At 57.1% G+C, this 14,351-nt stretch carries 10 protein-coding genes and 1 pseudogene; all 11 read right to left on the bottom strand.

Annotated features, from left to right (window positions below):
• Window positions 1-261 precede the first annotated feature (261 nt).
• Window positions 262-1,203 (bottom strand): annotated as a pseudogene (locus tag KDW95_RS23310) (IS5 family transposase); the annotation flags it as partial.
• Window positions 1,204-1,368: 165 nt separating this feature from the next.
• Window positions 1,369-2,235 (bottom strand): SMP-30/gluconolactonase/LRE family protein, encoded by an 867-nt coding sequence (locus tag KDW95_RS23305; protein ID WP_255854138.1) that lies wholly within the window; start codon window positions 2,233-2,235, stop codon window positions 1,369-1,371.
• Between the two features lie 562 nt (window positions 2,236-2,797).
• Window positions 2,798-4,315, bottom strand: coding sequence for an arabinosylfuranosidase ArfA (gene arfA / locus KDW95_RS23300; RefSeq protein WP_255854137.1), 1,518 nt, complete (start codon window positions 4,313-4,315; stop codon window positions 2,798-2,800).
• Window positions 4,316-4,420: 105 nt separating this feature from the next.
• Window positions 4,421-5,794 carry an extracellular solute-binding protein gene (locus KDW95_RS23295; RefSeq protein WP_255854136.1) on the bottom strand — a complete coding sequence of 458 codons (1,374 nt, stop codon included), beginning with the start codon at window positions 5,792-5,794 and terminating at the stop codon, window positions 4,421-4,423.
• Between the two features lie 94 nt (window positions 5,795-5,888).
• On the bottom strand, window positions 5,889-6,725 hold the full coding sequence (locus KDW95_RS23290) for a carbohydrate ABC transporter permease (RefSeq protein WP_020680167.1): 837 nt from the start codon (window positions 6,723-6,725) through the stop codon (window positions 5,889-5,891).
• Between the two features lie 16 nt (window positions 6,726-6,741).
• On the bottom strand, window positions 6,742-7,671 hold the full coding sequence (locus tag KDW95_RS23285; RefSeq protein ID WP_020680168.1) for a carbohydrate ABC transporter permease: 930 nt from the start codon (window positions 7,669-7,671) through the stop codon (window positions 6,742-6,744).
• Window positions 7,668-8,774, bottom strand: a complete 1,107-nt coding sequence (locus KDW95_RS23280) for an ABC transporter ATP-binding protein (RefSeq protein WP_255854135.1) — start codon at window positions 8,772-8,774, stop codon at window positions 7,668-7,670. Before KDW95_RS23280 ends, KDW95_RS23285 begins: the two co-directional genes overlap by 4 nt.
• 469 nt (window positions 8,775-9,243) lie before the next feature.
• Window positions 9,244-10,722, bottom strand: coding sequence for an aldehyde dehydrogenase (NADP(+)) (locus KDW95_RS23275; RefSeq protein WP_255854133.1), 1,479 nt, complete (start codon window positions 10,720-10,722; stop codon window positions 9,244-9,246).
• Window positions 10,723-10,844: 122 nt separating this feature from the next.
• Window positions 10,845-12,590: an L-arabinonate dehydratase gene (gene araD, locus KDW95_RS23270; protein WP_255854132.1), complete on the bottom strand. Its 1,746-nt coding sequence runs from the start codon at window positions 12,588-12,590 to the stop codon at window positions 10,845-10,847.
• Complete coding sequence (locus tag KDW95_RS23265) at window positions 12,587-13,381, bottom strand: SDR family NAD(P)-dependent oxidoreductase (protein WP_255854130.1); 795 nt, start codon at window positions 13,379-13,381, stop codon at window positions 12,587-12,589. The genes araD and KDW95_RS23265 overlap by 4 nt, the downstream gene beginning before the upstream one ends.
• Window positions 13,378-14,343 carry an AraD1 family protein gene (gene araD1 / locus KDW95_RS23260; RefSeq protein WP_255854129.1) on the bottom strand — a complete coding sequence of 322 codons (966 nt, stop codon included), beginning with the start codon at window positions 14,341-14,343 and terminating at the stop codon, window positions 13,378-13,380. The genes KDW95_RS23265 and araD1 overlap by 4 nt, the downstream gene beginning before the upstream one ends.
• Window positions 14,344-14,351 lie beyond the last annotated feature (8 nt).

The following is a 14,351-nucleotide window of genomic DNA, read 5'->3' as shown; positions in this document are numbered from 1 at the left end:
CAGCATTGAGAATGAAACCAGGCATCAAACCGGCTAGTTATTACTAACCTGGCCGGCAAATACATCACCAGCCGGAATGATATCGAGAAACAGATAGGGGTCGGAGAGGCTTAGCCTCCCCGCCCTCCGAACCGTGCATGCGGTTCTCCCGCACACGGCTCTCCAGTCGGTGGTTTCAACATCGTGATTGGCTCGCCTTCTGCCAGGCTTCTAATAAGGTGAAAAGCCCGGCAGCAGCGAAGTACTTATTGGGCCAGCGATGATGGTTCGAATTAGCATGCCACCCATCTGATCCATCGCGCCGAACACATGTTCGACGCGGGCGCGGGTCTTGGCGATGCGGTGATTGCGCCGCTGCTGGCACTCGGATAGCGGCCGGTTGCGCGCGCCTTTGCGTTGGATTTGGGGGCGGTTACCGCTCTGCTTGAGTGACGCTTCCCGCGCTTGGCTGGCATAACCGCGATCGGCATAGACATCCTGGCTGGTGTTAAAGGGGTCAAGCACCTGCTCGAAATGGCGACTGTCATGCACCGAGGCGGTGTCGGGCTTAAATTCGCGGATGATCTTGTAGCGCTTGTCTACATTGATCGACAGCTTGTAGCCGAAGTGGCTTTTACCATGCTTTTTGGTCCAGGTGGCATCCAGGTCTTTTTGCCGGCGCTGAGCGGGCTTCCAATCGGCCGGTGTCGCCTGCTGCTCGATAATCTCTTTCTCGTGGCGGCGGATCTGCTGCCTGGGTGCTGGAACCAGCGTCGCATCGATGATCTGGCCACCGCGCGCGATATAGCCCTTGCGCATGAGTTGGTCAGCCACGCCATCGAACAGGGCTTGGGCGCCCGCTTCACCAATCCGGTTTTCGAACGTCCAGATCGTGGTCCGATCCGGTATGTTGCTGGCATGCGTCAGCCCGCAAAAGCGTTGGTAGCTCATGCGATCCAGCAACTGGTATTCCATCTGTTCGTCAGACAGGTTGTAGAGCCGCTTGAGCACCAGAATCCGTACCATCGTTTCAGTCGGAAACGGCGGTCGGCCGCCCTTCGAGCTGACCGGGCGTGGCGCGACACAATCCACCGCAGTGGCCAACGCGGAAAAGTCGATGTGCATATTGATCTCGGCCAGCGGGTCACCCAGGTGGTCAATCTTCTGCCGGTGCTGGTCGGCGGCAAACAGGTCGGTCTTGATGGCGCTGCGTGGCTTCTTCATCGCTGTCGGTCCGTGGCTGAGTCAGGCGTTGTCGATTTTACTCAAGGGAACTGCCGGCCGGCGAGGTTTTTCGAGGTGCCCTTGGGTGAATAGATGGGGTCCGCATTGGCCTGCGGTCAATGATGAAACATCCCCGTTTCATGTATTAACCCGCCGGGTTAATAACTACAACAGAACTCTGTATTCTGCTTGTCCTTGTACGTTGGTATCTATGGCAAAGGTTTGACCTGCAGTAGGCAGCTGCTTCAAACGCTCCCCTGACAACCCCTCGGTGGCCGAGGTTGCATAAAGTCTGTCGAGTTTGATACCACCGAAGGCAGGACAGGAGATCTGCTCTGCCGGAAACGTAATGGCCGAGACAAAGGAGCCATCAGCATCGTAACAGGCGATACGTGAGGCGCCCCATTGGGCATTCCAAAGCCGTCCAACACTGTCCACGACAGCCCCGTCCGGATTTAACCCCTTCTTGCGGCAATCGAGAAAGACTTCCAGCTCTCCCGCTGGCCACCCGTTCCTGGATTCAAGCGTCTGGCGCCAGATGATCCGCCGTGCCGTATCGGCAAAATAACCGTAACGTCGATCTGGCGAGAAACAGATTGCATTGGAAATGGTAATAGGTGCAAAAAGCCGGCGCAACTCGCCCCGGTAGTAACGGTAGATGGCGCCTGCGTCGGGTTCCGCATTCCTGCCCATGGTGCCGATCCAGAAACCGCCCCAAGGGTCGGCGCGGCCATCATTCGAGCGGGTCACGGAATTGTCAGCTTCGAGCTTGCATACAGGCTGACGGTTTCCGCTCTGCAGATCGAATTGGAACAGGCCGGTTTCGCCAGCAATCAGCAGGCTATCGCCGTCGACCCAGCCCGCAGCCGAGACGTATTCATCGAAAGACCACTCTTGCTCTTCCCCGCTTTTGGGCCTGGTCAGCAACGTCTTGCCGATAATGTCGAACCAGAACAGCTGCTGCCGCTCAGGATGCCACAAGGGTCCCTCACCAAGAAGGCAGGACCTGCTATCAACTATGGTAACCGCCATTCTCAATCTACTCCTAAGACCAACAAAGAAAATAACACTTGAGCCTGCAGTCAAATAAATTCAATAAGTTCCTCCTTGGAGGGCGATTTTAAATACTTAAGAGAACAATCCATATATACTGCAAAAATATTTAACAAACATGTCATTAGATACTAAAACATTCACGATGCTTTCGTTTTCACTGATAACATTTTCAGATAAATACAAAATAAAATAAAACATTAAAATATTCAACCGTAACAGCAATGTATAGGTAAAAACTTTCTATGGTCGTAAACGGTCATACGGCATTACTAACACACTTCAACCATGAAGAATATAGAAACCTAAAAATAGAACTCCAAAGTTATAACTATTAAAGTCAATCATACCAGTAATAAAAATAGCCTTTAAGCCAAAGAAAAAAATTAAATACAACTGGCTAACCATTATTTTTAGAGTTCACATTTCTATTCGCCAAACAACCAAGATACCTGAGTATCACTATTCTGATTAATGGTAGCCCGTTTAAGGTACTACCCTGTCGGCCAGGTCTGAAACCCGGCCAACAGGGTATTCCTCATCACGCGGCTGTATTACTCAGTACAATTACGTTCCAAGACCCGGGCTTGAAGCGCGCTTTGACAAAAGCGCCGTCAATCGTTACTGCAGCATTTGTTTCCGGCCACACCTCATGAGGCGACGACTGCGTATTTATCGCCTTCATATCAGTGTGGTGAAGCTCGGTCGCCTCTACCAATCGTAACTCCTCGCCCAAGCCCCGTAGCTCAACGGTGATTTCCTGGGCCTCGCTGAGGTGCCGGTTAAGCGCGAAGACGGCTGTCTGCCCGCTCTCGTCATCGTGCACAACGGTTGCACAAAGATACTTAACCTCTGGAAATGTCTCCGCCTGGTAACTCGGCGACTCGATAAGGCTGCGCAAGACACGCCCCTTCGCGTATTTTGCGGCTTGTGCAAATGGAAAAAAGATCGTCTGCCGCCACGCCGCGCCGCCGGGCTCTGTCATGATTGGCCCGATGACATTAGCCAGTTGGGCGAGGCAAGCGGTTTTTACGCGATCGGCATTGTTCATCATAGTAATCAGCGCACCGCCAACGAGCAACGCATCCTCGTGATTGTAAACCTCTTCGAGCAATCGCGGCGCCTGCGGCCAACCCGGCTGGCGAAGATGCTCTGGCGTCCGTGCCTTGTACCAGACATTCCACTCGTCAAAGGACAACATAATACGCTTCGACGAGTGCCGCCGTGCAGCCACACTGTCGGCCACCGCGACGATTTCCTTGATGAAAAGATCGGTCTGCTCGATGTTGGCGAGATACTCTGCGGTCGACTCATGCGGGTTTTCGAAATAGTGGTGCAGTGAAATGAAGTCGACCTCATCGAAACAGTGCTCAAGCACTCGGTCTTCCCAGGCACCGTATGTAGGCATGTCATGTTTCGATGATCCGCATGCCGCAAGCTGTATGCTCGGATCGACCATGCGCATTAGCTTGGCAGATTCCTTGGCGATACGCCCATATTCGTCAGCAGTTTTCTGGCAAATCTGCCAGGGGCCATCCATCTCATTGCCCAGACACCAGAACTTGATGCCGTGAGGCTCTTCAACGCCATGCTGGCGTCGCAACTCCGATAGCTCAGTACCACCCGGATGGTTACAATATTCGAGAAAATGCCGTGCTTCGTCGGGACCACGGGTACCGAGGTTAACAGCAAACATAGGCTCGACATCGAGATCACGGCACCACTGCATAAACTCGTTAGTGCCAAACTGATTAGTCTCAGTCGAATACCATGCTAGGTCCAAGCGGACTGGCCGCTTTTCCTTCGGCCCCACACCATCTTCCCAATTATAGCCCGACAAAAAATTACCACCCGGATAGCGGATGACCGTTGCACCAAGCTCTCGGGTGAGAGTCATCACGTCACCACGAAAGCCATTTTCATCCGCTGTGGGGTGACCGGGCTCGTAGATACCGGTGTAAACACAGCGGCCCATGTGCTCGACGAAGGTACCAAAAATTCGCCGATCCAATTGTGCTATAGAGAAGTCACCGTCTATGACCAGTCGTGTCGAAAACATGTCTTCACTCCTTTCTGAGAGAACAACCGCAGCCGGCATCTAGCCGGATGCAAGTTAAGGGAACCGAATACGCCGCTACAATGGGAGTTATGCGCCCAGTGCTAATCACTTGGAGATCAATCTGTTGACTCGTTTCTCGATCGACTGCTTCACGTCATCTGCCGGCTTGTCACTGAGCATCATGTTCGAGATTTCTTCGCCAATAATCGTCTCTACTGCGCGCTGACGCGCTACATTGCTCGGCATTGTTCTGCCGGTGCTGGAGATTTCGAGGATATTGGTACGGAATGGCAACGAGTGGAACTCCTCGCTGTCGATGATACTTTTACTCACAGGGAGGTGGCCGGTACGCGACCACTCGTAGTTGTGATCCCATAGGAACTTCAAGAACGCCAGCGCCCCGGCGCGCTCCTTCTCATTCTTGGCTCCACCTTTGAGCACGACCCAGCTGTGGCCATCCGCGAATACCGCCTTCTGATCATACAGGGTCGCGAACGGGACCACGGTATATCCATCTTCGAGTGGCGAGCCAGCCTTTTGTGAGGCGGCCACAAAATTATCGATAACCCAAGTTCCATTGACATTGATGCCTACATCACCATTCAGATAGGCCTGCTGAGCGCCGCTGTAGTCCAGCCCCTGCTTTATATGGCCTTCGTTCCAGAGCTGTTTCATCAAATTGAGCGCGATGTCGGCTTCCTTGCCTTGCATGTCGATACGATGACCACTATCCCTGAACAGTTCTCCCCCCTGCTGATTGACCAGCGTAAGAAAAGTACGTGTCGGCGCAACGCTTTCGCCAGCAGTAATCCATCCGAAGTACGGTTTACCAGTAGCGTCCTTGAACTGGCGAGCTTGTATTAAGAGCTCATCAGGATTTTTTGGTAACACCGGGGAACCATCGGCTTGGGTTAAACCGGCCTGTTCGAACAAGTTCAGATTAAAGTGCCACAGCCAGGCCCAGGTATCGAATGGCATCGCATAGGTCGTGCCATCGATTATCGTGCCACGGGCGGCCTGTTCAGTGAAATTTGCGGTGTCGATGCCAACCTGCTCGAAGCCCTCATCGAGAGGCTCAACCAATTTGCGCGCAACAAAGTCGCCGAGTACCGACTCGTGCATTATTGCAATGGTCGGTACGTCTCTGGCCGCCAGCCGAGCGGTAAGCTGATCGTAGTAGGTAGCCCATTCAGCGACCTGTGGTTTAACGACGACTCCAAGTTCGTTCGTCGTATTAAACTTGTTGACAAGCGCAGTGATTATTCCACATTCGCCACGCGCCTTGGTTACGTCAGCCACACTTCCATAATCAGCCTCACAGGAGCCGAAAAAACGCGAAAGCGTAACCTCGGTCTCCTGTTGAGCTGCAACCGGTTGGGTGAGGGCGGCGGCCAACGCGACGCCGACAATACTCTTGATAAGGGATTTTTTCGTCATGACACTCTCCTTATAGTTATAGTCATATTTTTTCTTTTTCATTTCGATTTCCCCTGGACGAAAACCGCGCCGGATGCGACGCAGAACTGGATTAAGCGCATCACCAATACATCGCAGTGAGCCCGTGGTGGTCTCCTCAACGTACGGTTTTACCCGACACAGCTGCAACGATGTATTTCTGAAAGAACAGATAGACGATGAACACTGGTAAGCTTGCGAACACCGCCTGTGCCATCAGAAAACCCAGGCCCTCAGACTGCGCGAAGTTGGTCTGAGTGGACGCAAGCCCCAAGGTCAGCGTGTACATTTCTGGGTTAGATGCCGAAACCAGCGGCCACAGGTAATCGTTCCAAGCATTCAGAAACGTAAATATGCCTAGTGTCGCCTGCGCCGGGATCGACAGGGGCAGGATCACTCGGAAGAAGATCTTCAACCGTGACGCATTATCGAGCATCGCAGCTTCCTCGATATCCTTCGGAATCGCCTTGAAGTACTGCGTCATCAGGAATACACCGAATGGCAAAGCCAGCCGAGGCAGCACCAACGCCGAGTAGGTGTTGTGCATTTGCAGATCGGCGAACATAGCATGCAACGGCACGATGATCGCCTGTTCAGGCACTGCCAGCCCGGCCAGCACGATAAAGAACAGTACGTTCTTGCCCCGGAATTCGGTACGTGCGAAGCCATACCCAGCAAGCGAGGCGAGCAGAAGCGTTGCCAAGGTTTGGGTGCAGGCTACGATCAGGCTGTTTATGGTCCAGCCGAAAACCTGTGAAGTGCCAAGAATATTGAGGTAATTCTTGAGGGTGAACGGTGGCGAGAGCATGACGTCTGTCCGCTGCGCCAGAAATTCGTCAGGCTTGAATGAAAGAGCAAATACCCAGACGAGTGGCGCAATCCAGGCGATTGCCAACGCAATCACGGCTGCAAGGATCAAGCGGTCGCCAAATTTGTTTCCAACCTTTAAATGCATGATTGTACTCCTGGATTTAGTAGGCTTGCTTGCGACTCGACAGCCACACCTGAAATGCCATCGCGACCAGCATCATTGCGAACAATACCTGCGACGCCGCAGCTGCGTAGCCCAGCTCCCAGTTCCTGAAACCTGCCTCGTAGATAAATTGCACGATGGGTCTCGAACTGTTATTCGGGCCACCTTGAGTCATTAACTGAGCTTGACCAAACAGCTGGAACTGCAGAATGACCTCGATGATTGCCACTAGTGCGACTGTGCGACGAATCGACGGCAGCGTGATTGACCACAACGTGCGCCAGCGACTGGCGTTATCTAGGGCCGCAGCCTCGTAGATCTCGCGTGGAATCTGCTGTAGTGCAGCGAGGAACAGCATCATCGGTAAGCCGATGATCCACCACACCGTAACCACGGCGATAGTCGGCAACGCCCAGGTCTCGGAGGTCAGCAGCGACAACGAGGGAAGTCCCACTGACTCGGTTATGTTGGCGAGCATCCCATGGTGCGGCATCAATACCAATTTCCACACCAGGGTTACGATAGTCACCGATAATACCGATGAGCCGAAGAAGATTGCCCGCAACGTTGCGCCAGTGCGTCCGGGCCTATTCAGCGCAAGTGCCAGCGCAAGGCCCAAGGCGATGAATACCGGAGTCGAAATCAAGACGAAGTAGAACGTATTGAGTACTGCGCCAATAAAAATCTCGTCGCTGAACAGCTCGACATAGTTATCAAGTCCGACGAAATCCGCCGAGTTAGACAACATGTCCACTTCCAGCAGACTGATCCAGATGCCTTTGAACAGAGGTATGACAAGCATCAACAGGTACACGACCAGGAATGGCAAGATAAACAACGCATTGCCCCAACGCTGGCCGGCTCGAGCGCCCCGCTTACGGGCCTGGATACGGTCAGCCGACGCCTCCACCTTCATCGCAACGGTCATGCTACACTCCTGGCTTGGGCGTGATAGGCAATACCGCTCTGGTCAAACAGATGTACGGCCGAATGGTCAAGCCGCACGCCGACCAGGTCACCGACAGAAATCGTGCTGTCGGCCCCAGCCTGCACTATGACCAGTTCGCCATTGCGCAACGCGATGTGCGCGAACGTCTGGTCGCCCAGCCGCTCTACTACTTCTGCGTTGCCAACTAGCACATCTGACTCCTCCGCAGCACCTATACTCAATGCTTCGGGCCTCACACCGAGTGTAAGTTTCGACTGCGTTGGCAGACCCGCTGCCGGTACGCTCGTTTGGACAGTCGTACCATCTGGCAGGCGTACGGCTACAAAGCCGTTCGGCGCCTCAATCCGATCGACGTCAAGGAAGTTCATCGCCGGCGAGCCGATGAATCCTGCAACGAACCGTGTCGCAGGTCGGTGGTAGATTTCCATTGGTCGGCCGAGCTGCTCAATTCGTCCCGCATTCATAACGACGATCCTCGTCGCCAGAGTCATCGCCTCGACCTGATCATGGGTCACAAAAATCATCGTCGTCTTCAAACGCTGGTGCAGGCGCGCCAGCTCGATCCGCGTGCGCCCACGCAAAGCCGCATCCAGATTCGAGAGCGGTTCGTCGAATAAAAATGCGAGTGGTTCCTTGACTACTGCCCTGCCGATTGCTACGCGCTGGCGCTGTCCCCCCGACATCTCTACTGGCTTGCGTTCGAGCAGCTGGACCAGTTCGAGCATGCGGGCAGCTTCCTGCACGCGGCGGTCGATCTCATCACGCGGCACACCAACGTTACGCAAACCAAATGCCATGTTGTCATACACGGTCATGTGCGGATAAAGCGCGTAATGCTGAAAAACCATCGCGATATCTCGTGCGCCGGGAGCGAGATGTGTTACATCACGCCCAGCGACGTGAATTTCACCCGCTGACACCTCCTCAAGACCGGCAATCATCCGCATTAAAGTGGATTTTCCACACCCAGATGGACCGAGAAATACGAGAAATTCGCCCGGGTCAACCTGAAGCTCGAAATTATTAATAACGTCGACAGACCCGTAACGCTTGTCAATACCCCTGAGGTTAATACCTGTCATTTTTATCTCCATTAATTCTATTTATTACTTGGATTGACGTGAGAGCGAATTTATAAAATATTTGTATTCCTGATCGTCAATTTCTCTAAATTTTAATGAGAAAGTTTTGATTCTCTTATTAATGATCCGCCCCTCGTGAGGTTATAAGCCTTCGAGTAGCACGATCCGGCAAATGCAGAACGGCGACGATGCGCTACAATAGTTCAGAAAAGTCGACTTAAGGCCCGACGTATTTGATAAATTCGGAACTCACTTATGTCCCTGCACTATCCTGAAAAAGCCCCTACGGTTAGCTTGACGTCAGATCAGGTTTAGCTAAGCATTCTCAATGCTCCCAGGTAACTACTCGCCCAGCGACCGGTGCAGAATGCAACCTGATCCAGCCCTCGACCGTCACCGGAAAAGGCCAAAGCCCAGAACCCTCGATACCCGGCCATTGGCCGGGACCCAGTTCATCTTCGACATCCGCTCAAGCACAAACCTGAAGGTCGGCTGGCAACAGATCCGCTGGGATATTCTGGTAGCACACCGGGCGCAGGAAGCGACGGATCGACATCGTGCCCACGGAGGTGGCGCCAAAATTGGTGGACGCCGGATAAGGCCCGCCATGCACCATGGTGTCGGACACCTCGACCCCGGTGGGAAAGCCGTTGGCCAGCACCCGGCCAGCCTTGCGCTCTAGAATCGGCAGAAGCGCGCGTGCCTGGGCATTGTCGGCGGCATCCAGCTGCAGGGTACAGGTCAACTGCCCCTGCAGAGCGCGGGCAAGTGCCAGCATTTCGTCAAAGGCCGATACCCTCACCACCAGCCCCAGGGGGCCAAACACCTCTTCACCCAGCGTTTCATTCGCAAGCCAGGCCTTGCCGGTGGTTTCGAACAGGCAGGGTGCGGCTTCGCGCAGGTCGCAACTGGTCGTAAGAAGGTCCCGTACGCCATCCGATTGCTGCAATCGGCAAGCACCGCTACGGTACGCATCGGCAATGCCATCGGTCAGCATGGTCTGGGCACCGACCGCGGCCAGCGCCTCGGTTGCCGCCGCGACAAACGCATCGGCCTCGGGCCCGCCAATCACAATCGCCAGACCCGGGTTGGTACAGAACTGCCCGGCCCCCATCGTCAGCGCGCCCACCCAGCCAGCGGCCAGGGTCGCGCCGCGTGCCGTCACGGCGTGGGGCAGCAGGAACATCGGGTTCACCGAGCCAAGCTCACCAAAGAACGGAATAGGTTCGGGGCGCTGTGCACAGAGATCAAACAGCGCACGACCCCCACCAAGACTGCCGGTAAAGCCCACCGCCCTGATCAGCGGATGCTGCACCAGTGCCTGGCCCACGTCCCGGGCGCCGCCCTGGATCAGCGAAAACACACCCGGGTGCACACCACAGGCCTCAATCGCCGCGGCAATGGCCTGGGCTACCAGTTCGCTGGTACCCGGATGCCCGCCGTGGCCCTTGACCACTACCGGGCACCCCGCCGCCAGTGCCGCCGCCGTATCGCCGCCGGCCACCGAAAAGGCCAGTGGGAAGTTGGAGGCGCCAAACACGGCCACAGGACCAATGGGGCGCTGCATCAGGTGCAGATCGGGCCGCGGCAGGGGTGTGCGCTGCGGCAGCGCCGTATCATGCTTGCGATCCAGGTAGTCACCGGCCTCGATATGGCGTGCAAACAGGCGCAGCTGGCCGACGGTACGGCCGCGCTCGCCGATCAGGCGCGCCTCGGGCAGGCCGGTTTCCTGGCTGCCGATTTCGGTAATGGCATCACCCCGGGCATCGATTTCATCGGCGATGCGATCAAGCAGGGCCGCCCGCTCGGTGCGGCTGCTGTAGCCGTAACTTTCGAACGCCGCTTCTGCGGCCCGGGCCGCGCTATCGACCAGGGCGGGCGTGCCGACGGAAAATTCACGCGCAGGGCCCGACGCCGGTGTCGACATGAAGGTACTGTCCCCGGACATCCAGGTTCCTGCCAGATAGTGTTTGCCTGTTAACGTCATCAGATTCTCAACTCTCGATTTTCATTCGCTCAACGCCGGGTACGTATCTGTGCAAGACGCCGAGCCTGGGTGGGATTCAACCTTCAGTGGCTGTCCTTGGGTACCGCGGCGCCGCGGCAACCGCGCAGGAAGTCAAAATCCGCGCCGGTATCGGCGCCCTGCACATGTTCATGGAACAGCTTGATATAACCGCTTTGCGGCGGCGCCTGGGGTACCGACCACTCGGCCAGCCGGCTGGCGAGTTCCTCGTCGCTGATGTCCAGATGCAGGCGGCGGTTTTCAACGTCGAGTTCGATCATGTCGCCATCACGCACCACCGCCAGGGGCCCGCCCATCGCCGCTTCAGGCGAGGTGTGCAGCACCACGGTGCCATAGGCCGTACCGGACATGCGGGCATCGGAAATGCGCACCATGTCCTTGATGCCCTTGCGCAGCACCTTGGGCGGCAGGCCCATGTTGCCGACCTCCGCCATGCCGGGATAGCCCCTGGGGCCGCAGTATTTCAGCACCATGACGCAGTTTTCGTCGATATCCAGGTTCTCGTCGTTGATGCGCGCCTTGTAGTCGTCAATGCCTTCGAACACCACTGCCCGGCCACGATGCTGCAGCAGGTGGGGCGTCGCCGCCGAAGGTTTAAGTACAGCCCCGCTGGGGGCCAGGTTGCCGCGCAGCACCGCGATGCCGCCCTTGGCCGTCAGCGCCCTTTCGACCGGCCGGATGACATCCTCGTTCCAGTTGCGCACATCCTTGACCTCATCCCAGATCGGCTGGCCGGATACGCTGATGGCATCCTTGTGCAGCTTGCCGCCCTCGCCCAGCATGCGCATGACCACGGGCAGACCGCCGGCGTAGAAGAATTCTTCCATCAGGTACTTGCCCGACGGCATCAGGTTAACGATGGTGGAGATGTCCTGCCCCAGCGCGTCCCAGTCATCCAGCGTCAGATCAACCCCCACACGACCGGCAATGGCGAGCAGATGAATCACTGCATTGGTGGAGCCACCGATGGCACCGTTAACGCGAATGGCATTCTCGAACGCCTGCCGGGTCATGATATCGGACGGCTTGAGGTCGTCCTTTACCATCTGCACGATGCGCCGCCCGGTCAGGTGCGCCATCACCCGGCGCCGGCTGTCCACGGCGGGAATCGCCGCGTTGCCCGACAGCGCCATGCCCAGTGCTTCGGCCATGCTTGCCATGGTGCTGGCGGTCCCCATGGTGTTGCAGGACCCCGACGAACGGGACATGGCCTGCTCAGCCTCGAGAAAATCCTCGCGGCTCGTGGTGCCCGCCTTGATCTCTTCGGACATCTGCCACAGAGCGGTGCCGGAGCCGACGCGCTCGCCACGGAACCAGCCGTTGAGCATGGGTCCGCCCGACACCACGATTGAGGGGATATCCACGCTGCTCGCACCCATCAGCAGCGCCGGCGTGGTCTTGTCGCAGCCGGCCAGCAGTACCACGCCATCCAGCGGATTGGCGCGCAACGCTTCCTCCACATCCATGGCCGCCAGGTTGCGGTACATCATCGCGGTGGGGCGCAGCGAGCTTTCACCGGCCGAGAACACCGGAAACTCCAGCGGCAGGCCGCCCGCTTCATAGATGCCATGCGCCACGCGCTCCGCCAGGTCGCGCAGGTGGGCATTGCAGGGCGTCAGCTGGGACCAGGTATTGCAGATACCGATGACCGGTCGGCCGTCGAACAGGTCCGCCGGCAGGCCCTGGTTTTTCATCCAGCTGCGATGGTAGATATGATCGCGTGACGTGCCGCCGAACCATTCGGTAGAGCGCAGTTTGCGCGGCCATTTTGCGGGCTTGAATTCGCTCATACCCAGCCTCCATCAACAATGAAATTCTGTGCCGAGCACATGGCCGCCGCATCGGATGCCAGAAACAGCGCCATATCGGCAATGTCCTGCGGCATCACGGAGCCTGCCATGCACTGGCTGCGTTTAATAAGGTCCTTGGCACTCTCGTCGACCCACAGCTGCAGCTGCTTTTCGGTCATCACCCAGCCGGGTACCAGGGTATTGACGCGGATGTTATCGGCGCCCAGCTCCCGCGCCAGGCCCCGCGTCATGCCATGCACCGCCGCCTTGCTGGCGGCATACACCGGATAGCCCGCGGTGGCCATCATCCAGCCTACGGATCCGAAATTGATGATCGAGCCGCCACCGGCCTTGCGCATCATCGGCGCCACCGCCTGGGCGGCAAACATCGCGTGCTTGAGATTCACTGAAACCAGGGCATCAAACTGCTCAAACCCCAGGGAGTCCAGCGAGTGGCGCACATCATTGGCGGCATTGTTGGCCAGCACCGTAATGGGGCCATACTGCTCCGCCACCTGCTGAATCGCCTGCTGATAGGCCTTGGTATCGGTGATATCGCACTGCTTGAACAGCACCTCGTGGCCCTGGTCCTGCAGTTGCTGCGCCAACGCCTGCCCGGGGGCCTCGGCCAGATCCACGAAGGCGGTGCGGGCACCCTGGCGGGCAAAGGCCTCAACCACCGCCTGGCCAATACCGGTGGCACCACCACTGATAAGTACCGTGCGCCCCTCAAGATCCGGGTACAGAGCCTTGAGTCCGCTTCTGGCCCCCTGGCCTGCCTGCGCCGTCATAACGGCCGTACCTCTACATCGCGGGGCTCATCCAGCTGCAGCGTATTACGCAGTGGCAGGCCAAAGTCCGGCGCCTCGATTTCGAAGCGGTCGCCCGCCTCGGTCACAATGGCATCGGCCACCGACAGGGTCGCGGTGCCGAACATGTGCACGTGCAGGTCGCCGGGCTGGCAAAAGAGCCCGTACTTGAAGTGGTGATACTCCAGGTTGGCAATCGTGTGGGACATGTTGTCCTCCCCCGACAGAAAGGGCTTTTGCCACAGCACGGCGCCATCACGCACAATGCGCGAGGTACCCTGGATGTCCCGCGGCAGATCCCCGATCAGCAGCTCGGGCCCAAAGGCGGCCGGGCGCAGCTTGGAGTGGGCCAGGAACAGGTAGTTAAGCCGTTCGGTGACGTGATCGGAGAACTCGTTGGCCAGCGCAAAACCGATGCGATGCGCCGCACCGTCCGGCCCGATGACATAGACACCGGCGATCTCGGGTTCTTCGCCACCATCCAGCGCAAAGGAAGGTGACAGCAACGCATCACCCGGCGCCATGGCGACAACACCGGTGCCCTTGTAAAACCACTCGGGCTGCACGCCCGTCTCGCCCGGCGCCGGCTTGCCGCCCTCGATGCCCATCTTGAACATCTTCATCGAATCGCTCATGCCCTCGTCTGTGGCATGCATGGCGTCCCGTGTCGAGGCGGACCCCAGATGAGTCAGGCCGGTGCCGGTGAGAAACATGTGCGCAGGGTCCGGATGACGTACCGGGCAGTCGAGTTTCCCCTGCTCCGCCAATGCCAGCAGATCGACCTGCTCGCCCAGCCCATACTGTTCGATTATGCGCTTCAGCGTGGTACCGGCGGCGATGGCTTCCAGGGCCAGTGCATAGGTGCTGTCTGCGCCCTGAACCCGACGTGCCGTATCACCCTGGCGACAAATCACACCGCCGCCTTTTAACTGAGAAAGATGCATCCTGTACT

The sequence above is a fragment of the Marinobacterium rhizophilum genome (genome assembly GCF_024397915.1).
Classification (GTDB): domain Bacteria; phylum Pseudomonadota; class Gammaproteobacteria; order Pseudomonadales; family Balneatricaceae; genus Marinobacterium_A; species Marinobacterium_A rhizophilum_A.
The sequence above is the reverse complement of the archived record's forward strand: the minus strand, read 5'-3'. Positions and strand labels throughout refer to the sequence as shown.

Excerpts from the sequence above, each read along its gene's own strand:
- KDW95_RS23305 (WP_255854138.1), bottom strand. The coding sequence starts at position 2,235 with ATGGCGGTTACCATAGTTGATAGCAGGTCCTGCCTTCTTGGTGAGGGA.
- arfA (WP_255854137.1), bottom strand. The coding sequence starts at position 4,315 with ATGTTTTCGACACGACTGGTCATAGACGGTGACTTCTCTATAGCACAA.
- KDW95_RS23295 (WP_255854136.1), bottom strand. The coding sequence starts at position 5,794 with ATGAAAAAGAAAAAATATGACTATAACTATAAGGAGAGTGTCATGACG.
- KDW95_RS23290 (WP_020680167.1), bottom strand. The coding sequence starts at position 6,725 with ATGCATTTAAAGGTTGGAAACAAATTTGGCGACCGCTTGATCCTTGCA.
- KDW95_RS23285 (WP_020680168.1), bottom strand. The coding sequence starts at position 7,671 with ATGACCGTTGCGATGAAGGTGGAGGCGTCGGCTGACCGTATCCAGGCC.
- KDW95_RS23280 (WP_255854135.1), bottom strand. The coding sequence starts at position 8,774 with ATGACAGGTATTAACCTCAGGGGTATTGACAAGCGTTACGGGTCTGTC.
- KDW95_RS23275 (WP_255854133.1), bottom strand. The coding sequence starts at position 10,722 with ATGTCCGGGGACAGTACCTTCATGTCGACACCGGCGTCGGGCCCTGCG.
- araD (WP_255854132.1), bottom strand. The coding sequence starts at position 12,590 with ATGAGCGAATTCAAGCCCGCAAAATGGCCGCGCAAACTGCGCTCTACC.
- KDW95_RS23265 (WP_255854130.1), bottom strand. The coding sequence starts at position 13,381 with ATGACGGCGCAGGCAGGCCAGGGGGCCAGAAGCGGACTCAAGGCTCTG.
- araD1 (WP_255854129.1), bottom strand. The coding sequence starts at position 14,343 with ATGCATCTTTCTCAGTTAAAAGGCGGCGGTGTGATTTGTCGCCAGGGT.